The sequence below is a fragment of the Niveispirillum fermenti genome, assembly GCF_048066175.1.
GTDB classification, from domain to species: domain Bacteria; phylum Pseudomonadota; class Alphaproteobacteria; order Azospirillales; family Azospirillaceae; genus Niveispirillum; species Niveispirillum fermenti.
Window position 1 is genome coordinate 52,006 of sequence record NZ_JBLTXA010000001.1, and the last position, 19,286, is coordinate 71,291.

Sequence of the window (19,286 nt, forward strand, 5' to 3'; positions counted from 1 at the left end):
TGGCACCCACCGGCGCGGACAGCCAGCCCTTGACCTGTTCCCGGTCGCCCCTTACCCATCTGTCCTGATGCCTGCGCCTACAGGCGGGATGGAAGCGACGGCAAACTTTCGCGGTGGAGCGGATCAATGGCGGGTGCCCAGACAAAGATGGAACAATTGGCCGTCCCAGGTGCAGATTGCGGTCTGTGCCCACGGCTGGCCGCGTTCCGGGAGCGCAATCGCGCCACCTTTCCGGCCTATCACAACGCCCCCGTCCCCGCCTTCGGCACGCTGGCCGGACGATTGCTGATCGTGGGGCTGGCCCCCGGCCTGCACGGGGCGAACCAGACGGGTCGCCCCTTCACCGGCGATTATGCCGGCGACCTGCTCTATGACACGCTGGTCCGATACGGGTTCGCCCGCGGCCGGTACGACCGCCGGCCCGACGATGGGCTGGAACTTGTTGAATGCCGCCTGACCAACGCGGCCCGATGCGTACCGCCGGAGAACAAGCCGACACCAGCAGAGGTGGCGACATGCCGCCAGTTCCTGACCGCGGAAATCGCGGCGATGGAACAGTTGCGGGCCATCGTGGTGCTGGGCACGGTTTCCCACGCCAGCACGGTGACAGCACTGGGCCGCCGGCCGGCGCATTTCGCCTTCGCCCATGGCGCCCGCCATGAGGTGAAGCAAGGCGTCACCCTTTTCGACAGCTATCATTGCTCCCGCTACAACACCAATACCGGCCGGTTGACGGCGGGGATGTTCCAGGCGGTCTTCGCCGCCGTGCGGGAGCATTTGGACACAATCGGCTGACAGGACAGCCGGCCCCTGCCATCAGAATTTAAGGGCGCGCGTCACGCCACCAGGGCGGCGCCAACCACGAACCATGCATACATGGTACCGAAGAAGCCCGTGATGGCCAGGAAATCGCGGACGAAAGCAGCGCGGTTCATTTGAGCCTCCGTTGTTCTGATGACCGCACTCTGACAGAACAAAAAAAGAACATCAAGCCTGTTGTTCCTTTTTTGTTCGCATGACGCCGTGGCATTTCCATGACCTGTGCGCATGGCGACGGCCGAGCGCCCAGCCAACGGCCAAGCCCTTGCCGCACGGCACCCCCGCCCGGACAGACAGTTGACGCCTGCGCGGATGACGATCATCTATGGACCAGCCGTTACCGTCCGTGGCAGGGCTTCCCCGTACCGGGGCCTGAAGCGGACCGGCTTCAGCAGATTGTCCCGTGGGGCCGGTCGGCCCTTGTGATTTCGGAAGAACGCAGCACCATGCCCATCAGGATTCCCAACAACCTGCCCGCCCGGTCCGTCCTGGAGCAGGAGGGCGTGATGGTGATGGACGAACAGCGGGCCGTGCGCCAGGACATCCGGCCGATGCGCATCGCCATCGTGAACCTGATGCCCCTGAAGGTCCCGACAGAGACGCAATTGGCCCGCGTGCTGGGCGCCGGACCCTTGCAGGTCGACGTGACGCTTGTCACCACGGGCAGCTATGTGCCCAAAAACACCTCGGCGGAACATATGGCCGCCTTCTACAAATCCTGGGAGGAAGTGCGGGAGGAACGGTTCGACGGGCTGGTCGTGACCGGCGCGCCCGTGGAAACACTGCCATTTGAGGATGTAAAGTACTGGCCCGAGTTGCAGGAGATCATGAACTGGGCCCGGACCAACGTCTATCAGAGCCTGTTCATCTGCTGGGGCGCCCAGGCGGCTCTCTACCATTATTATGGCGTGCCGAAATACCCGCTGCCGGCAAAGGCCTTCGGCATCTTCCCCCACCGCGTGCTCAATCGCACCAGCCGGCTGCTGCGTGGTTTCGACGACATGGTGCAGGTGCCCGTTTCACGGCATACGGAGGTGCGGCGCGCCGATGTGGAGCGTTGCCCGCAACTGGAGATTCTGCTGGAAGCGGACGAGACGGGCGTGTGCCTGGTCCATGACCGGGAAACGGGCGACAGCTTCATGTTCAACCATCTTGAATATGACGATTGCACCCTGCGCGACGAATATCGCCGCGATGTCGGGGAGGGCCGGCAGATCGCCCCACCGGCGCATTACTTCCCCGACGATGATCCGGAGAAGATGCCAGCCAACCGCTGGCGCAGCCATGCGTTCCTGTTCTTCGGCAACTGGCTGAACGACCTGTACCAGGGCACGCCCTACGATCTGGCGGACCTGGACCGCACCGTCAGCCGGTCAGGCGACCGGGCCGCCTGACCGGCTGCGCCGCCTATTGGGGGTGAGGCGGGATGCAGGAATAATCACGGGTCCCGGCGGTCCAGACCCCAGCTTCCCCAACTTCCCGGTGTGCTGTATCGCCGCTCGATGGCGGATGCGCGGCCATCCCCGATGATGTTGTCCAGCGCCTTTTGCATCCGTGCCACGGTGGCGGGCGGCAGGCGTTTGTTGCAGGCCATGGCGCCAGTGGACCGGGTCAGCCGCATCACCATGCGCACCGGAACCTCCGCCTGCCGCGCCTGATAGGGCGCAGCCCAGGCACCGCCGGCGAAAAGGTCGGCCTGGCCGTTGAACAGAGCACCGATCTCCGCCGCGCCTTCCATCGGTACAAGGGTGACACCCGCCACATCGCGTGTCATGTCGCGCAGATGTTTTTCCAGGGCGCCGCCCCCCTGGACGGCGATGCGCAAGCCGGCCAGATCCTCCGGCTTCGTGATCCGCTGCTGGAAACCCAGCGACGCGAACAGGGCCCAGCCCCCCTCCATCAAGGGTCCGACCCATTGATAGAGTGGCTTGCGCTCCTCCGTCAGATTGATGAGAAAAATACAGGCATTGGCCGTGCGGCCCAGCACGGCTTCCGCCTCCAGCCAGGGCAGAATACGGTATTCATGCGCAATGCCTGTTTCCTGCATGATCAGCCGGACCTTGTCGGCCGCCAGCCCCACAAGCTCACCGGTCAGCGCATCTTCAAAATTGGCCGGGGGGTTGGTCTCGGTGAGCAGCAGCAGTTCTTTTCCACCGGCTGCCATCACCGGCACCGCCGACCAAAGGCCAAGTGCCGCCACCATCGAACCCGCCCCCAGCCACCGCAGCAGGCCCCTTGCCGTTTTCCTGTTGGACACCACCGCCAACCCGCTCACAACCCTTGGATTGAAACCATGTCCGATCTTATCGGACAACCTGCAGTACGCCTCACCTTTTCCGCCTATGCAACGACAAAATTGGCATCCGCGACCTTCGGTCTATGCCCCAAAGAATAATACCAACGTATGTATCAATTATTAATAATTCCCCGGACTGCGTAGCGTCGGGTTGGCCAGCGGACCGGGCTCAGGCCATCAGCATCCAGCCCGCTTCCATGGCTTCCGGACCGGCCAGGCCCAGCGCCTCCCAGGCGGCGACCGCGCCGCCGGCACCCGTTGCCTGGACCGTATCGCCGGCATCAACCGTTACGGTGATGCGATAATCCAGACGCCGCGATGAATAATCGCGCAGTTCCAGATACACATCTTCGGCCTGCTGCGTGAATATCCGGACCGACAGCCCGGACGGGCGCGCCATGTCGCTGGTGACGACGACATTATCCTGCCCGCGCGTCAGCAACTGGGCCATAGGCATGATACCGGCCAGACCGGGAAATTCCAGCGTGATCTTGTAATTGGTATAGGCCGCGCCCCGGAACATGAACCAATCATTGTCGCCCGATTCGGACAGGATACCCGTCATCGCCTGTTCCACGATCAGGCGATGGTCAGCCTGATCGGTTCCGAACGGTGTTCCGCCGACGGGAGCCGACAGATAGGCAGCGACCGCGGCAGCCTGCCAGCCCTCCCCCGTAATATCATGGGTCATGGCATAGGCGGCAGTGTCGAAGGCACCGGCCGTGCGGCCCTCCGCAAAGCCGGACAGCAGGTAGTGCCGGGTCAGGGCTGCCGCATCATGCCCCACGCTGGCAGCCAGGTCAGGGTTCGACCCCAGATAATCATATGGGTTGAACCGGTCCGTGGCCCGCCCCTCCCCCGCACCATGGGCGAAATAATGGGCATAGGCGGCGTTGCCGTCGCCGCCGAACGCACGAACCAGATCGGGATGGGAGGCCAGATAGATCGCCGGATCGAAGGAAATCTCCCGATATTCCTTGTATCCGTAATGCACGTAATGGGCGACACCGGCCGCCGCATCCAGGCCGAAGGCCGCCCGCAGATCAGCATAGGAAGCGATGTAGGAGAGGCCCGAGAAGCTGACCCCCTGCCCCATCGCAGCACCGGTCTGGATGAAGTCCAGCATGCCGCCGGCCCGGCTGACGCCGATCAGGTCGAGCCGGGCCGGATCGGACGCCAGATAGGCCATGGCATCGAAGCCCGATACCGTCCGTCCCTCGCGCAGGCCATAGGTGACGTAATGCTGCATGGCCGCCGTGGCATCCAGTCCGAAGGCGCCGATCAGGTCCAGATTACTGGCCAGATAATCCAGCGCGTCGAAACCGTCGGCCAGCCGGCCTTCCGCCTGCCCGAACGTGATCCAGTGACTGCGCGCTGCATCGGTATCCGGGCCGAAGGCCGCGATCAGGTCCGGGTTCGAAGCGAGATAGAGCAGGCTGTTGAAATCCAGGGCCGCCATCTGTTCGCGCGTCAGGCTTTCCGACGAGCCCAGAAACCGGAAATTCTCCACATTGCTGACCAGCGCGCTGCCGGCCGGTCCCTTGATCAGCAGGCTGCCATCGATGGTGGTGACGATGCGATAATCGCTGGTGCGGCCCGGCAGATGGACGATGTCTTCCCCGCCCCCGCCATCCACGGTGTCATTGCCGCCGCCCAACAGCAGGATGGTGTCATTGCCGCCACCGGTGACGATATGATTGTCCAGCGCATTGTCGCGGACCGTATCGGCCCCGGTCCCGGTCGCCACACGGGAGATGAAGGTGCCGACCGCCAGCGACAGGTTGCGGGCCAATCCGGCCACATCGGAATAGCTGCCGGGCCGCATATCGACACTGGATTGCGCGGCGAAGCCTGACAGGTCCAGCGTATTACGCCCTCCCCCATCCCAGATGGCGACCACGGGCTGACGGTTGATCGTGAAATCAAAGACAGAGCGGCCGGCCGTGCTGTTGAAGCCATAGACCGTGTCACCGTCACGGGTGGCATAGTTGCGACCATAGAAATCCTGCACGGCCAGGATATCATACATCATGGGCGTAGAAGCATAGCGAGACCCGTGATTGGCACCCGTATTGCCTGCGCTGAAATACGACATCAGGGTGTATTGCGCGCTGTCCTGATAAAAATCGGCATTATTGGCATAGGTCACAGGCCTGTTGCTGCCGGACGCATTGTAGTCGCCGGGGTGCAACAGGCCCAGCGTATGCCCGATCTCGTGCAGCAGGGCGGAGAAATCGTAATGGCCGGGCGTGTTCCCCGACCATGTGTCCCCGGTACCGTGATTGACCCAGAGCGGCCGCGTCGTACCCGACGTGAAGGCGAAACCCCAGACGCCGCTGCTGATCGTGTCGGAATTGGCGAAAGTGATCTGTCCCTGCCGGGCCGACGGAGCGGCATTCTCGACAAAGGTCAGCCGGGCCACATCGGACCACAGATCCAGCGCCAGGCGCGCGGACTGCATCTGCGCTGTGGTGAAACTGTTGAAGCCGGCATAGTCCGCCCCGCTGCTGCCGGCCGGCCGCGTCACGGGAAAGCTGAAGCCGATGCTGCGTCCGGGCGCCCAGGCGCCCCCGTCGGCATCCTGCAGACGGTCGATGAACGCCGCATCCGACAGGACAGGCTTGCCCCCCGCCCCTGATGCCATCGCGGCCAGTTCCGCCATCGTGATGGCATGGGCCCCAGCCCCTATGCCGCACAGCACGCACATGCCCGCCCCCATCGCCCGAACCCCAAAAAAGGTAGCAGCCGGTGGCCGGCAGCAACAGCAACCGAAAGGATGTCCGCATCCTTTTTCAACCGCCGTCCGCGAAATCAGCAATCCCGACACGGCCCTTGTCTGCTAAATAGCCCCCGTGCAGCCACGGGAGACCTTACGCGCCATGACCAAGCCCGTCCTTTACCGCAACGCCCGCATCATCGACCCGGCCAGCGGCCTGGATCAGGTGGGCGACCTGCTGACGGTCGGCACCCGTGTCGCCGCCCTGGGACCCGATGCCACCGCCAACGGCGTGCCGGACGGGGCGGAGACCGTGGATGCCACGGGCCTGGTGCTGGCCCCCGGCCTGGTCGACCTGCGGGTGCAGGTGGGCGAACCGGGGCTGGAGCATAATGAGACGATCCTGACGGCCAGCCGCAGTGCGGCGGCCGGCGGCATCACCGCGCTGGCCACCCTGCCCAATACCGACCCCGTCATCGATGACGTGGCCGGGCTGGAATTCATCGCACGGCGGGCGCGGGAAACGCGGCTGGTCAAGATTTTCGCCTATGGCGCCGTGACGCGGGAAACCGCCGGCAAGGAACTCAGCGAGATCGGCCTGCTGGAGGAAGCCGGGGCCGTCGGCTTCACCGATGGCGGCCCCATTGCCGACCCGGCCCTGATGCGCCGTGCCCTGGCCTATGCCAACGGGTTCGGCCAGACCATCTTCCAGCATCCCAGCGAGCCACGTCTGGCCGGCGGCGTGATGAATGCCGGGGAGATCGCCACCCGCCTGGGACTGGCCGGCATCCCACCCATGGCCGAGGTGATCATGCTGGAACGCGACCTGCGGCTGGTGGAGATGACGGGCGGGCGCTATCACGCGGCCAACATCTCCACCGCGGAATCCGTGGCCGTCATCCGCCGGGCCAAGCAGCGCGGGCTGAAAATCACCTGCGACACGGCCCCGCCCTATTTCGCGCTGACCGAAGCCGACATCGGGGATTATCGCACCTTCTTCAAGCTGGCGCCGCCGCTGCGCAGCGAAACGGACCGGCGCGCCATCGTGGACGGGCTGGCCGACGGCACGATCGATGCCATCACGTCCGACCACCAGCCACATGACCAGGACAGCAAGCGCGTACCCTTCGCCCAGGCGGCTTTCGGCGCCGTCGGGCTGGAAACGCTGCTGCCGCTGACCCTGGAACTGGTCCATAAGGGCGCATTGCCGCTCGTCCGCGCGTTGGCGGCCCTGACCAGCATCCCGGCCGCCATCCTGGGCCGCGGCACGCTGGGCCGGCTGTTCGCCGGCGGCCCGGCGGACATCGTCCTGTTCGACGAGGGACGCCCCTGGAGGGTGGAGGCGGAAAAGCTGGTATCGAAATCGAAGAACAGTTGTTTCGACCGGCGACCGGTGCAGGGGCTGGTCTTGCGCACGATCGTGGATGGGCGCACGGTGTTCGCCCGCACCTGATACGCGCGCCAGTCGGCGCGGATACCGGGATCAGGATTTCCCGACCCCGGTATGACACGCATCCAGCCGACCAGACCGCCAGCCAACAAGAAGAACCATGCCCATGGCCGATCTATCCCTGCTCTCCTTGTCAATCGCTGCCATCGGCGGCTATCTGCTGGGCTCCATCCCCTTCGGCCTGGTGCTGACGCGGCTGGCCGGATATGGCGACATCCGCCAGATCGGCAGTGGCAATATCGGGGCCACCAACGTCCTGCGCACGGGCAACAAGCTGCTGGCGCTGGCCACACTGGTGCTGGACAGCGGAAAGGGCGCCATCGCCACGCTGGCGGCCTTGTGGCTGGGCGGGGTGGAAGCGGGGATCGCGGCGGCGGCCGGGTCCATGCTGGGCCACAGCTTCCCCGTCTGGCTGGGCTTCAAGGGTGGAAAGGGTGTCGCCACCTCGCTGGGCGTGCTGCTGGCCATTTCCTGGCCCGTGGGACTGGCGGCCTGCGCCACCTGGCTGCTGGCCGCCGCGATCTTCCGCATCTCGTCCCTGTCGGCCCTGATCGCCGTCGGGGCCAGCCCCGTGGTCGGCTGGTTCCTGGCCGGGCCGGCCATCGCGGGACTCTGCCTGTTCATCGCGGCACTGGTCTTCATCCGCCATCACGAGAACATCGCCCGGCTGCTGAAGGGTACCGAACCGCGCATCGGCGCCAGGAAGAAGGAAGCGGCCTGAACGGCTTCCCCCTACCTCCGGCGCCGGCCCCTCATCCCTTCGGCGTGCGATGGACGGACAAGGCCCCCGGCCCCTGGGTCGTGGGCATGATCTCTACCCGATTGACATTGAAGTGCGGCGGCAACGTCGCAACCCATGTCACTGTTTCAGCAACATCTTCTGGCGTCAGCGGCACCGTGTCGGCGTAGACCTTCGCCGCCCGTTCCGCATCCCCCTTGAACCGGACCAGGCTGAAATCGGTCTGGACCATGCCCGGTTCCACCGACGTGACACGCACGCCCGTGCCGGTCAGGTCCGCCCGCAGCGACAGGCTGAACTGGGTCACAAAGGCCTTGGACGCGCAGTAGACATGGCCGCCGGGATAGGGATAAGTGCCGGCAATGGAACTGAGATTGACGATATGGCCGGCACCACGGGCCACCATGCCGGGCAGCACCAGGCCGGTAATGATGGCCAGCGCCTTGTCGTTGGTGTCGATCATCACCTCCCAATCGTCCAGGTCGGCCTTGAAGGCCGGGTCGGCGCCCAGCGCCAGACCGGCATTATTGACCAGCAGGTCGATATCCGTGAAATCGGGCGGCAGGGCGGCCAGCGCCGCCTCCACCGCCTTGCGGTCGCGGACATCGAACTGCATCAGGTGGACCGGCACAGTCAGTTCGTCCAGCAAGCTGTTGAACTTGCTCAAATCCCGCGCCGTCAGGATCAGGCGGGAGCCCAGGGCCGCAAAGCGGCGGGCGAAGGCATGGCCGAAGGCGCCGCTGGCGCCGGTGATCATCACCACCTTCGGGGCATAGGGCACGCTGGTCATTCGGCTGTTCTCCATCTCTGCTGATGCGGCGGTCAGGCGCCGCGCTCGGCCTTCTTGGCCTGCCCCCACAACGCCTCCATCTCGTCCAGACTGGATGCTTCGGGGGTTTTTCCTTTTTCTGCAAGGGCCTGCTCGACGAAGCGGAACCTTCTGTCGAACTTAAAATTGGTGCCACGCAGGGCCGTTTCGGGATCGATGTCCAGATGGCGGGCCAGATTGACCAGCGCGAACAGCAGGTCGCCCAGTTCATCCTGCACACGGGCCTTCTCGGGCCGGGATGCCTTCATCTCGGCCCGCAATTCGCCGATCTCCTCCTCGATCTTGTCCAGGATCTCGTCGGCGCGGGCCCAGTCGAACCCCACGCGGGCGGCGCGCTTTTGCAGCTTCACGGCACGGGTCAGGGCTGGCAGGCCGGGGGTGATGCCGTCCAGGGCCGACGGGGGGATACCGCTGGCCGCGGCCTTTGCGGCCCGTTCCCTGGCCTTCAGTTCCTCCCAATGCCGGGTCTGGTCGTCGGCGGTCTGCACCGACACCTCTGCGAACACATGGGGATGGCGGCTGATCATCTTGTCGGCCGTGTGGGCGGCGATGGCGTCGAAATCGAACAACCCGCGCTCCTTGCCCATCTGGGCATAGAACACGGTCTGGAACAGCAGGTCGCCCAGCTCGTCCTTCACGGCCATCATGTCACCGGACAGGATGGCATCTGCCACCTCATAGGCTTCCTCGATCGTGTGGGGGGCGATGGTGGCGAAATCCTGCTCCAGGTCCCAGGGACAGCCGCCATCGGGATCGCGCAGCCTGGCCATGATGCCCAGCAGCCGGTTGGTATTCTCGGTCATCGCCCTTGCTCCCTCATCCATCCGCGGGATGTCAGGCGGCGACCTTATCGGACGGGGCGCGACGATGCCAGGATTGAACAGGGCATGAAATTCAACGGGGAACGCATGGGACAGGCATATCGCACGCATGGGCCGCGCGCACGGCCACCCCTTTGCGTTCGCCCTCTGTTCCGCCATAGTGCGCCCATGGAACCGCAGCCGACCGCGCCATCCGAAGACGACCTGATCCCCCCCGCCATCGCCGGCTGGTTCCGGGCGCAGGGCTGGGCGCCGCGCCCGCATCAGATCGGCATGGTGGCGGCGGCGCGCGACGGGATGCATGCGCTGCTGATCGCACCGACGGGGGCGGGGAAGACGCTGGCCGGCTTCCTGCCCACCCTGATCGATCTGGCCGAACGCCCGCGCGAGGGGCTGCACACGCTCTATATCTCGCCCCTGAAGGCGCTCGCCGTCGATATCCAGCGCAATCTGGAAGCGCCCATCGCCAGCCTTCGGCTGCCCATCCGGGCGGAGACGCGCACGGGCGACACGCCGGAGGCCAAGCGTGCCCGGCAACGCGCACGACCGCCGCACATCCTGATGACCACGGTGGAAAGCCTGGCGCTCATGCTTTCATACCCCGAGGCGGCGGAGATTTTCCGGCCCCTGCGTCGCATCGTGATCGATGAGCTGCATGCGCTGGCCGGCACCAAGCGGGGTGATCTGCTGGCCCTGGGGCTGGCACGCCTGTCGGGGCTGGCACCACACGCCCTGCGGGCCGGATTGTCGGCCACCGTGGCCGATCCCGACGCGCTGACAGCCTGGCTGTCGCCCACGGGTCGGCTGCATGATGATGAGGGTGAACTGGCGCCCGTGCGCGTGGTCCGCGGCCGGCCGGGCGCCCCGCCGCGGGTGGAAATCCTGGCCACCCGCGAGCATCTGCCCTGGGCCGGACATATGGCCCTGCACGCCATGGCGGAAATATATGATCGCATCCGCCGTCACGGCGTCACGCTGGTCTTCGTGAACACCCGCGCCCAGGCCGAACTGGCGTTTCAGGAACTGTGGCGCCTGAATGCCGACAACCTGCCCATCGCCCTGCACCATGGCAGTCTTGCCGTGGAACAGCGGCGCAAGGTGGAAGCGGCCATGGCGGCGGGCCGCCTGCGGGCCGTGGTGGCCACGTCGTCGCTGGATCTGGGCATCGACTGGGCGGAAATCGATCTGGTGGTGCAGGTGGGTGCGCCCAAGGGCGTGTCCCGCCTGTTGCAGCGCATCGGCCGCGCCAACCATCGGCTGGACGAGGCATCGCAGGCCCTGCTGGTGCCCGGCAACCGGTTCGAGGTCCTGGAATGCGCGGCGGCAGTCGCCGCCATCAAGGCCGGCACGCTGGATGGCGACCGCCCGCGTCCCGGCGCGCTGGACGTGCTGGCCCAGCACGTGACGGGCGTTGCCTGCTCTGCCCCGTTCAATGCTGATACGCTTTATGCCGAAGTGGTCCGGGCCGCGCCCTATGCCGATCTGTCGCGCGACGAATTCGATGATATATTCGATTTCGTGGCCCATGGCGGCTACGCGCTGGCGGCCTATGAACGGTTCAAGCGACTGGTCCAGGACCCGGAAACGGGCCTGTGGCAGGCCGCCAGCGGCATGGTGCAACGGCAATATCGCCTGAATGTCGGCACCATCGTGGAAGAGGTGATGCTGAATGTCCGGCTGAACCGGGGTGCCGTGCTGGGACGGGTGGAGGAATATTTCGTCAACGGCCTGGTGCCGGGCGACAGTTTCGTGTTCGCCGGCCAATTGCTGAAATTCGTCGGGATTCGCGACAATGACGTGATCGTGGCCAAGGGTGGGGACGGCACGCCCAAGGTGCCGGCCTATGCCGGCGGGCGGCTGCCGCTTTCCACCCACCTGGCCGACCGGGTACGCGCGCTTCTGGCCGACCCGGCCCATTGGGACGGGTTTCCCGATGCTGTACAGGAATGGCTGCGGCTGCAACAATACCGCTCCGTCCTGCCCGACCGGGCCGGGCTGCTGGTGGAAAGCTTTCCGCGGAACGGAAAGGAATATCTGGTCGCCTATTGCTTCGAGGGCCGCAACGCACATCAGACACTGGGCATGCTGCTGACCCGCCGGATGGAGCGGGCGGGCCTGCACCCGCTGGGCTTCGTGGCCACCGACTATGTGCTGGCCGTCTGGTCGCTGAAACCGGTGCAGGACCTGGAGGGGTTGTTCGACCAGGACATGCTGGGCGATGATCTGGAAGCATGGATGGAGGAATCATCCATGCTGAAGCGGCTGTTCCGCAATGTGGCCATCATCGCCGGCCTGATCGAACGACGTCACCCGGGACTGGAAAAGACGGGACGGCAGGTGATGTTCAGCGCCGACCTGATCTATGACGTGTTGCGCCGGCACGAACCGGGCCATGTGCTGCTGCGGGCCACCCGGGCCGATGCGGCGGCCGGCCTGACCGATGTGCGCCGGGTGGCCGACATGCTGGCCCGTGTCCGGGGACATATACGCCATCGCCGGCTGGACCGCATTTCCCCGCTGGCGGTGCCCGTCATCCTGGAAATCGGGCGGGAACAGGTGCAGGGCAGCGCCATCGACGCCCTGCTGGACGAGGCCGTGAACGAGATCCTGGAAGAGGCCGTGCCCGAACTGGTCGCCCCCGGCCCGAACGGCCCCTTCCAGGGGCGCCTTCTATAGAGGCGGGGTGATGCGCATCACAGGTGATGCTGCGACCGCATAACTGTTCTGCACTTGAAATCTGCGCAGTGTGGCGACGATCACAGGCATAATTGCGGCAGTGCATCATAAAGGATCACATGAAGTGGCGCGATGGCGCCCTTTCCCGCATGTGAAGAGAAAAGCGATGAGATCGATACTGACACTCGGCGCCATTCTTCTGGCGACCGCCCTTTCCATTCCGGCCCAGGCCGCCCCGGCCGATGATCTGGCCGCCCGTATCGACCGCGCCTGCGTTGCGCCGCTGGCTACTCCCGGCAGCCTGTCACTGACAGACCATGCAAGGGCCGTGGAAAGCTTCGCCGGCCGTACCGACGCCTACCAGAACTGCCTCTATGGCGAACTGAACCGCAACCGCGCGGCCCTGAGCCAGAGCGAGCAGGAAGTGATCGCCGCACGGCTGAGCCGTTCCAGCTACGCACTGCACGCCGCCCGCACGCAATATGCCTCCGCCCTGCGCGCCGCGCGCCTGCCGATGCAGGTGGCGGACAATTCCTGATCCTTTCCCAATCAATCTCCTTTCCCCATCGATCCACCGGGGGGAATGTAAAGGCCGGGTCCCGCGACAGGACCCGGCCTTTTTTCTTTATCGGCAAAGGGCGCCCAAGGGGCCACCCTTCTTCCGCGTCAGCCCAGCACGCTTTCAGCTGACACGACCCGGCCCAAATGCGCGATGCCGGCATGGGTCAGTTCGCCCTTGGCCACGTTCAGCCCGTTGCGCAGATGCACATCATCCTTCAGTGCCTGCACCCAGCCCTTGTCGGCCAGAGCCAGCACGAAGGGGGCCGTCGCGTTGTTCAGCGCGAAGGTGGATGTACGGGCGACAGCGCCCGGCATGTTGGCCACGCAATAATGGATCACGCCATCCACGACATAGGTGGGGTCGGCATGGGTGGTGGCGTGGCTGGTCTCGAAACAACCGCCCTGGTCGATGGCGACATCCACCAGCACGGCACCCTGCTTCATCCGCGCGACCAGATCGCGGCTGACCACCTTCGGCGCCTCCGCACCCGGCACCAGCACGGCGCCGATCACCAGATCGGCCTCCAGCACGGCCTGCTCGATCGTGTCCACATTGGCATAGACGGTGTTCAGGCGGCGCCCGAACTGCTGGTCCAGCTGGCGCAACCGGTCCAGGGACTTGTCCAGCACCGTGACATGGGCTTCCAGGCCCATGGCCATACGGGCGGCATTGGTGCCGACCACGCCGCCACCGATGATGGCAACCTTGGCCGGGGGCGTGCCGGGCACGCCGCCCAGCAGAATGCCGATGCCGCCATAGGATTTCTCCAGGCAATGCGCGCCGGCCTGGATGGACATGCGCCCGGCCACCTCCGACATGGGCGCCAGCAGGGGCAGTCCGCCATTGCGGTCGGTCACGGTTTCATAAGCGATGCAGATCGCACCCGACGCCTGCAACAGCTTGGTCTGTTCCGGATCGGGGGCGAGGTGCAGATAGGTGAACAGCACCTGACCGGGGCGCAGCATCCTGCATTCGCCTGGCTGCGGCTCCTTGACCTTCACGACCATGTCGGCGCGGGCGAATATCTCCTCTGCCGTGTCGACGATGCTGGCACCCGCGGCGACATACTGGTCATCGCTCAACCCGATGGCGGCACCGGCATCCTTCTGCACGATCACCTGATGGCCGTGTACCACGAGCTGACGCACATTGCCGGGGATCAGCCCGACGCGATATTCGTGATTCTTGATCTCTTTGGGAACACCGATGAGCATGGTTATTCTCCCTGTTCGGACGTGAAAAAAGAATACGCCCGAGGGCCGGTGAATGTCCTTGCAAAGACCGGTGCCGGCATGGCCCTATTTCGACGTTTCTTGCATGATTTTCCTGATACACGGTGGAATATGCGGCCAGCCGACCTGGATGCCATTGATCGTCGGATTTTAATCGAGGTACAGGCCGATGGTCGCGTCTCCGTCGCGGACCTGGCCGACCGGGTCGGGCTGTCCCCGTCGGCCTGCCATCGCCGGTTGAAGAAACTTGAGGATGAAGGGGTGATCGAAGGTTATGTCGCCCTGGTCAGCCCGGCCGCCCTGGGGCGCGGCACATCCGTTTTCGTGCAGATCACGCTGGACCGGCAGCAGGACCAGGACTTGCGCGCCTTCGAGGCCAAGGTGATGGAATGCCCGGAGGTGATGGAATGCTATCTGATGGCGGGGGATGCGGATTTCATGCTGCGTGTCGTCGTGGCCGACGGCAGCGATTATGAACGGCTGCACACGCAGACGCTGACCCGGCTGCCCGGTGTGGCGCGGGTGCGATCCAGCTTCACCCTGCGCACGGTGGCCAAGCGGACCACCGTGCCGATGCGATAGAAACGGCCTGCCGCAACCCTGCCCCCCCCGAACCAATGCACCATGGAAACAGTAGGTAACGATATGCAAATCCGCGTCGGCTGTGGCGCCTTCATCCAGGATGATCAGGGACGCCTGCTGCTGGTCAGGCGCCGCCGGAAGCCGGAGGCCGACCATTGGGGGCTGCCGGGTGGCAAGGTGGATTTCCTGGAACGGGTGCCCGACACGATCGTGCGGGAAATCCGGGAAGAACTGGACGTTGATATCGCGTTGACCGGCCTTCTGTGCGTCGTCGACCAGATCGACCCGGCAGGCCCCAGCCACTGGGTCAACCCCGTCCACCGGGCGCGGATCATCCGGGGGGCGCCCCGCGTGATGGAACCCGATGCGCTGGCGGACTGGGGCTGGTTCCATCCGGATGCCCTGCCCGGGCCGCTCACGCTGTCCACGCGCGTGGCGGTGGCGGCGGCCCGCGATGACGGGACGGCCGGTCACGACGACTGAATCCGCGCAACTCATACTATTTTGCGATGAGTTCTACTCATCGCAAGGTGATATCAGAACGCCTGTTCGTACTGGTCAGGCTTGAAGCCCACCAGCAGCCGGCCGTCGCCCAAATCCAACACCGGGCGCTTGATCATGCTGGGCTGGTCCAGCATCAGCGCGATGGCCTTTGCCTGATCGATATCCTGCCGGGCGGCGTCGGGCAGCTTGCGGAAGGTCGTGCCGGCGCGGTTCAGCAGAACCTCCCACCCGACCTGCGATGCCCAGGCCGACAGCCGTTCATGATCGATGCCCGACTGCTTGTAATCATGAAAGCGGTAGGCGACCCCCCGGGCGTCCAGCCAGGTCCGGGCCTTCTTCATCGTGTCGCAGTTCTTGATGCCATAGATCGTGACGTCGCCCGGCATGGGTCTTCTTCCTGTCTGGTTCATTGCTGTACGGGATTGCCGGCACGGGGCTTCCGGGCCCGCCGGCTGCGCGCCCTCTCCTACCCCGCCAGTTCGTCCCTGGCCAGATCGAGCATGGGTAGAAAGGCCGTGTGTTCCTGGGCGCCGGACAGGGCATAGCGCCGGTCGAAGATATAGCAGGGAACGGCCTGCACCCCGAGTTGCCGCGCCTGGCTGTCGCTGCCGCGCACGGCGGCGACATCGCCGTCACCTGCCAGATAATCGGCGACGGCATCACCATCCAGCCCGTTTTCGCTGGCGATGACGCGCAGTTCATCCCTGTCGCCAATGTCCCTGCCCTGCTGGAAATGCGCATGGAACAGGGCCAGGGTAAGGTTCGTCGCCTTGCCGAACCGCTCGGCAAAGCGGACCAGCCGGTGGGCCTGCAAAGTGCTGGGTATGCGCTTGACCAGATCCAGGCGCAGGGACAGGCCATCGCGCGCCGCCGCCTGTTCAACCACGGCACTCATCTGCCGCGCCCGCTCGACGCCACCGAACTTCGCCGTGAAATACAGGTCGCGGGACATGCCGGATGGCGGCAGGTCGGGGTTCAACTGGAACGGCATCCAGCGGATGTCCACGCGCACGCCCGGCCTTTCCGCCAACGCACGATCCAGCCGGACGGTGCCCAGAAAACACCAGGGACAGACAAGGTCGGAATAGATTTCGATCAGCATCGGGATAACCGCCCCTTCCAGATGGCCCAGCATAGGATACAAGGCCGCCCCCGGCGAGGGGGGATGGCCATGCGCATGGGAGATAACTTGCGCCACCCGCCGCCGGCGATCATGATGCACGTGACAGTTTCATGACATCCGAGGGGCGGATAACGGATGGGGCAGAAAGGCATGATCGCGCCGCAGGTGGCCGCCTGTTTCGTCAGCCATGCCACGATCCTTCTGGCGGTCAACCTCGCGCACGACCCTGATCCCGTGCTGGCCCGACACCTGCCGGCAACCATTCCGCCGGCCGAGGACCTGCTGGATGAACGGGTGCTGATCGATCAGGTGATCCGCGCGCCCCAGGGCGACAAGAGGCTGGACGGCACGCTGGCATGGCTGGAACAGGTCTGGTTCACGATGACCGACCAGGCATCGCTGCACCCTCTGGTCCTGTGTGAACTGGATAGGCGCCGCGATACACCGGTGATCTTCGAACTGGATGGCGACATGGCGCGCGCCGCGGACATGCTGCATCATCTGGCGCGGCAATGCCGGGGCTTATGCGATGTGACAGGCCTGACGGAGGTGTCTGACCTGGCGCGGCAATGGCTGGTGGATCGCCGGCAGGAAAGGCTTTCGCACCTGGCGCAGCAATGCCGCTTCCTTCTGGAGAAGGGGGAGGAACAGGATGGCGAAAGGCCGTCGGCCGAACTGCTGCGCCGTATCCTGCTGCTGGCCCTGGAAGGCACGATGCCGGCCGCCGACTATCTGGCCCTGCATGTCGGCCCCCAGGCCGGGGGCCGGTGGGACATGGCGGAACTGACGCGGCTGGTGCGCCGACGTTACCCGCTGCTGCGCCGGGCGGATGTGGAGGCCATGGCCGCAGCCCTGCCGCCAGCCCGGCACAGCGCGGTGGCCTGACCCATTCCATTCCGGCGCACTGGCACCTCCATGCCCCCTCTGGCCCCCCGCAACAATCCCCAACTGGCCTTGAAGCGCCGGCCCCGATGCCGTTTGCTGCCGAACTGGAACGGCTTTCCTTGGACTGCAAACCGATCCGGCGGCGACTGCCACAGCGCCGCTCGTGCGGCGTCGCCAAGCCAACGGATGTTGGCGCCGGCATTTGAGGGCGGTGATCAGAGCCAACAGGTTCTGGTCAGCGGAAATAAGCTCTGGAAAGCCAACGGAAGCGGAGGGAGACGAATTGCACAGGTTCGAAAAATGGGTGCGCCTGACATCACTGGCCGTCGGCATGATGGCTTCCTCCCTGCCAGTCCTCGCGGCAAAGGTGGATAGCGTCAAGCTCATGCAGAGCCGCGAGGCCGTCTCGGTCCAGGTCACCGACCTGTCACCGCGCTTCCTTGACTTCCACGGAGCGGCAGCGGGGCTGGATGGCGAGACACGCTGGGCCCTGTGGCAGGAAAGGTACGGTTTCGCTGCCATTCCGCCGACGCCGGAGGGGATGGCCATCGCACGGCGGCTGCTGGACGAAGCATGGAACCGTTATCCGGAAGCCATGCCCGCGATCCGGGCCGGCGCCGCCGGGATGAAGCCGTCACCGCTCGACATCCTGCTGGAAGTGACGCGCCTGTTTGATTGGCACGACCCCGTCCGTGTGGATGTCGTCGCCTTCGTCGGCGGATTCGAGGCCAACGCCTTCACCGCGGCCCGCAATGGCATCGCAATGGTGGCCATCCCGCTGGAGATCGATGGCGGGCAGCGTGATCTTCTGCTTCTGCACGAAATGACGCACGCCGCCCAGATCGCCATGGGCGTCATGTCCGGTGGCTGGGAGCGGGAGGTCGGGGTCACCGTCCTGACCGAGGGGCTGGCCTGCATGACCGTGAAACAATTGCGGCCAGGGCGGAAGGATGAGGATTACGTCGCCCATCGGCCCGGCTGGTATGACGAGGCGATGGCGAAGGCGCCCGCCATCCTGCGCGGCATCCGCGGCGCCCTTTCCGACAAGGACAGCGACAGCGTTTTCCGCTTCACCATGGGGACCGGCACGACGGGCACGGAGCGGGAGGCCTATATCGCCGGCTGGCTGGTCGTGAACCGGCTGCTGGCCGACGGCTGGACCTTCCCCCGTCTGGCCCGCGTTCCGGAAGCGGAAATGAGTGCGCTGGTCGCCGCCACGATCGACATGATCCTGGCGGATACGAACTGAGAATGGCAAAGACCGTCCCGCGGCCGCCCCCTGTCATTCGACAGGCGATGGCAGCGGGCCAGTCGCCGTTGCTGATCTTATCGTGGTTTAGGTGATTTACGGCGCGTTCAGGGCGGTGGCCAGGGCCTGCGCCTCCGGCCGGTAGAAATGCCGATCGACCAGAATGGCGCGCGGGCTGGTCTGCTGGCCATAGAACTTGTCGTTGAACTCCCGCCGCGGCGCGATGACGGACCCTTCGATGGCCATGCCGCCGAACAGGCCGCTGGTCTTTGAATAGACATAGATATCGGCCGACAGGCCCACGGCATAGGAGGCCCCCACGCCCGTGCCCAGTTCACCGATGGCGACATTGGCATCCGCACCCAGCTTCACCTTGCGGTCCAGCACGGCGTCCAGACCCTTCTGCGTCATGATCACCATCATCATTTCCGATGCCTGCCCCCCGAACTGAAGGCCGAAGCTGGCCTCTGCCAAGGTGTAGAAGGCCGGGCCGCTCCAGGCGCCATCATCGCCGCGGGCAACCATGACACCCGTGCCCCCGCCCCCGCCGATGAAAAAACCAGCCTGGATGACATTGGGCATGATCAGCACGGCCCGCGCCCGGCCGACCAGGGTCTTCAAATCCTTGTATTGCGGGTCCGTCAGCAGGGTCAGGGCCGTCACCCGCGCCCGCTCAACCATGAGTTCGGGTTCCGTCAGGGCCTGGGCCGGACGCACCAGGGCGGTAACCGCCAGGGTCAGGCCGAACAGGGCCATCACGAAACGCTTCATCTTGCTGCTCCCTTACTATAGGCAACCATCTT

General features: G+C 65.3%; 18 protein-coding genes. 10 read left to right on the forward strand and 8 right to left on the reverse strand.

All coding sequences use genetic code 11. The features are described from left to right. The first annotated feature begins 126 nt into the window (after positions 1–126). Both ACM9LZ_RS00215 and ACM9LZ_RS00220 read left to right on the forward strand, forming a co-directional pair. Positions 127–795: a uracil-DNA glycosylase gene (locus ACM9LZ_RS00215; protein ID WP_416617317.1), complete on the forward strand. Its 669-nt coding sequence runs from the start codon at positions 127–129 to the stop codon at positions 793–795. Between the two features lie 470 nt (positions 796–1,265). Beyond that, a complete protein-coding gene (locus ACM9LZ_RS00220) occupies positions 1,266–2,213 on the forward strand; it encodes a homoserine O-succinyltransferase (protein WP_416617318.1) in 948 nt (315 codons plus the stop codon). Between the two features lie 44 nt (positions 2,214–2,257). On the opposite strand, the gene ACM9LZ_RS00225 is transcribed toward ACM9LZ_RS00220, so the two are convergent. Together ACM9LZ_RS00225 and ACM9LZ_RS00230 are read right to left on the reverse strand one after the other, a co-directional pair. Next, the gene (locus tag ACM9LZ_RS00225; protein ID WP_416617319.1) at positions 2,258–3,076 is read right to left on the reverse strand and encodes a substrate-binding periplasmic protein; all 819 of its coding nucleotides are present in this window, start codon (positions 3,074–3,076) and stop codon (positions 2,258–2,260) included. 208 nt (positions 3,077–3,284) lie between these two features. Continuing rightward, positions 3,285–5,822, reverse strand: a complete 2,538-nt coding sequence (locus tag ACM9LZ_RS00230; protein WP_416617320.1) for a M10 family metallopeptidase C-terminal domain-containing protein — start codon at positions 5,820–5,822, stop codon at positions 3,285–3,287. Positions 5,823–5,994: 172 nt separating this feature from the next. Between ACM9LZ_RS00230 and pyrC the strand changes: the two genes are divergently transcribed. Further along, positions 5,995–7,284: a dihydroorotase gene (gene pyrC, locus ACM9LZ_RS00235; protein WP_416617321.1), complete on the forward strand. Its 1,290-nt coding sequence runs from the start codon at positions 5,995–5,997 to the stop codon at positions 7,282–7,284. Between the two features lie 103 nt (positions 7,285–7,387). Further along, positions 7,388–8,002, forward strand: a complete 615-nt coding sequence (gene plsY, locus ACM9LZ_RS00240; protein ID WP_416617322.1) for a glycerol-3-phosphate 1-O-acyltransferase PlsY — start codon at positions 7,388–7,390, stop codon at positions 8,000–8,002. A 31-nt stretch (positions 8,003–8,033) separates the two neighbouring features. Here the strand turns inward: plsY and ACM9LZ_RS00245 are convergent, their stop codons facing one another. Both ACM9LZ_RS00245 and mazG read right to left on the reverse strand, forming a co-directional pair. Further along, complete coding sequence (locus ACM9LZ_RS00245; protein WP_416617323.1) at positions 8,034–8,810, reverse strand: SDR family NAD(P)-dependent oxidoreductase; 777 nt, start codon at positions 8,808–8,810, stop codon at positions 8,034–8,036. A 32-nt stretch (positions 8,811–8,842) separates the two neighbouring features. Continuing rightward, positions 8,843–9,652 carry a nucleoside triphosphate pyrophosphohydrolase gene (mazG, locus tag ACM9LZ_RS00250; RefSeq protein ID WP_416617324.1) on the reverse strand — a complete coding sequence of 270 codons (810 nt, stop codon included), beginning with the start codon at positions 9,650–9,652 and terminating at the stop codon, positions 8,843–8,845. Between the two features lie 186 nt (positions 9,653–9,838). Between mazG and ACM9LZ_RS00255 the strand changes: the two genes are divergently transcribed. Both ACM9LZ_RS00255 and ACM9LZ_RS00260 read left to right on the forward strand, forming a co-directional pair. Beyond that, positions 9,839–12,346, forward strand: a complete 2,508-nt coding sequence (locus tag ACM9LZ_RS00255) for a ligase-associated DNA damage response DEXH box helicase (RefSeq protein ID WP_416617325.1) — start codon at positions 9,839–9,841, stop codon at positions 12,344–12,346. A gap of 166 nt (positions 12,347–12,512) precedes the next feature. Continuing rightward, entirely contained in the window at positions 12,513–12,884 is a 372-nt protein-coding gene (locus ACM9LZ_RS00260; protein ID WP_416617326.1) for a hypothetical protein, read from the forward strand. Positions 12,885–13,012: 128 nt separating this feature from the next. Here ACM9LZ_RS00260 and ald read toward each other — a convergent pair whose 3' ends face one another. Further along, positions 13,013–14,122 carry an alanine dehydrogenase gene (ald, locus tag ACM9LZ_RS00265; RefSeq protein ID WP_416617327.1) on the reverse strand — a complete coding sequence of 370 codons (1,110 nt, stop codon included), beginning with the start codon at positions 14,120–14,122 and terminating at the stop codon, positions 13,013–13,015. A gap of 129 nt (positions 14,123–14,251) precedes the next feature. Between ald and ACM9LZ_RS00270 the strand changes: the two genes are divergently transcribed. Together ACM9LZ_RS00270 and ACM9LZ_RS00275 are read left to right on the forward strand one after the other, a co-directional pair. After that, positions 14,252–14,722 carry an Lrp/AsnC family transcriptional regulator gene (locus ACM9LZ_RS00270; RefSeq protein WP_416617328.1) on the forward strand — a complete coding sequence of 157 codons (471 nt, stop codon included), beginning with the start codon at positions 14,252–14,254 and terminating at the stop codon, positions 14,720–14,722. Positions 14,723–14,785: 63 nt separating this feature from the next. After that, the gene (locus ACM9LZ_RS00275) at positions 14,786–15,205 is read left to right on the forward strand and encodes an NUDIX domain-containing protein (RefSeq protein WP_416617330.1); all 420 of its coding nucleotides are present in this window, start codon (positions 14,786–14,788) and stop codon (positions 15,203–15,205) included. Between the two features lie 53 nt (positions 15,206–15,258). Here ACM9LZ_RS00275 and ACM9LZ_RS00280 read toward each other — a convergent pair whose 3' ends face one another. Both ACM9LZ_RS00280 and ACM9LZ_RS00285 read right to left on the reverse strand, forming a co-directional pair. Beyond that, on the reverse strand, positions 15,259–15,612 hold the full coding sequence (locus tag ACM9LZ_RS00280) for an ArsC family reductase (RefSeq protein ID WP_416617331.1): 354 nt from the start codon (positions 15,610–15,612) through the stop codon (positions 15,259–15,261). Positions 15,613–15,692: 80 nt separating this feature from the next. Beyond that, complete coding sequence (locus ACM9LZ_RS00285) at positions 15,693–16,328, reverse strand: DsbA family oxidoreductase (protein ID WP_416617332.1); 636 nt, start codon at positions 16,326–16,328, stop codon at positions 15,693–15,695. A gap of 171 nt (positions 16,329–16,499) precedes the next feature. On the opposite strand from ACM9LZ_RS00285, the gene ACM9LZ_RS00290 reads away from it, so the two are divergent. Beyond that, the gene (locus ACM9LZ_RS00290) at positions 16,500–17,234 is read left to right on the forward strand and encodes a hypothetical protein (RefSeq protein ID WP_416617333.1); all 735 of its coding nucleotides are present in this window, start codon (positions 16,500–16,502) and stop codon (positions 17,232–17,234) included. A gap of 283 nt (positions 17,235–17,517) precedes the next feature. Continuing rightward, positions 17,518–18,483, forward strand: a complete 966-nt coding sequence (locus tag ACM9LZ_RS00295; protein ID WP_416617334.1) for a hypothetical protein — start codon at positions 17,518–17,520, stop codon at positions 18,481–18,483. Between the two features lie 96 nt (positions 18,484–18,579). Here ACM9LZ_RS00295 and ACM9LZ_RS00300 read toward each other — a convergent pair whose 3' ends face one another. Beyond that, positions 18,580–19,254, reverse strand: coding sequence for a lipid-binding SYLF domain-containing protein (locus tag ACM9LZ_RS00300; protein ID WP_416617335.1), 675 nt, complete (start codon positions 19,252–19,254; stop codon positions 18,580–18,582). Between the last annotated feature and the right edge of the window lie 32 nt (positions 19,255–19,286).

Coding starts and splice junctions, on each gene's coding strand:
- ACM9LZ_RS00215 (WP_416617317.1), top strand. CDS start 127: ATGGCGGGTGCCCAGACAAAGATGGAACAATTGGCCGTCCCAGGTGCA.
- ACM9LZ_RS00220 (WP_416617318.1), top strand. CDS start 1,266: ATGCCCATCAGGATTCCCAACAACCTGCCCGCCCGGTCCGTCCTGGAG.
- ACM9LZ_RS00230 (WP_416617320.1), bottom strand. CDS start 5,822: ATGTGCGTGCTGTGCGGCATAGGGGCTGGGGCCCATGCCATCACGATG.
- pyrC (WP_416617321.1), top strand. CDS start 5,995: ATGACCAAGCCCGTCCTTTACCGCAACGCCCGCATCATCGACCCGGCC.
- plsY (WP_416617322.1), top strand. CDS start 7,388: ATGGCCGATCTATCCCTGCTCTCCTTGTCAATCGCTGCCATCGGCGGC.
- ACM9LZ_RS00245 (WP_416617323.1), bottom strand. CDS start 8,810: ATGACCAGCGTGCCCTATGCCCCGAAGGTGGTGATGATCACCGGCGCC.
- mazG (WP_416617324.1), bottom strand. CDS start 9,652: ATGACCGAGAATACCAACCGGCTGCTGGGCATCATGGCCAGGCTGCGC.
- ACM9LZ_RS00255 (WP_416617325.1), top strand. CDS start 9,839: ATGGAACCGCAGCCGACCGCGCCATCCGAAGACGACCTGATCCCCCCC.
- ACM9LZ_RS00260 (WP_416617326.1), top strand. CDS start 12,513: ATGAGATCGATACTGACACTCGGCGCCATTCTTCTGGCGACCGCCCTT.
- ald (WP_416617327.1), bottom strand. CDS start 14,122: ATGCTCATCGGTGTTCCCAAAGAGATCAAGAATCACGAATATCGCGTC.
- ACM9LZ_RS00270 (WP_416617328.1), top strand. CDS start 14,252: ATGCGGCCAGCCGACCTGGATGCCATTGATCGTCGGATTTTAATCGAG.
- ACM9LZ_RS00275 (WP_416617330.1), top strand. CDS start 14,786: ATGCAAATCCGCGTCGGCTGTGGCGCCTTCATCCAGGATGATCAGGGA.
- ACM9LZ_RS00280 (WP_416617331.1), bottom strand. CDS start 15,612: ATGCCGGGCGACGTCACGATCTATGGCATCAAGAACTGCGACACGATG.
- ACM9LZ_RS00285 (WP_416617332.1), bottom strand. CDS start 16,328: ATGCTGATCGAAATCTATTCCGACCTTGTCTGTCCCTGGTGTTTTCTG.
- ACM9LZ_RS00290 (WP_416617333.1), top strand. CDS start 16,500: ATGATCGCGCCGCAGGTGGCCGCCTGTTTCGTCAGCCATGCCACGATC.
- ACM9LZ_RS00300 (WP_416617335.1), bottom strand. CDS start 19,254: ATGAAGCGTTTCGTGATGGCCCTGTTCGGCCTGACCCTGGCGGTTACC.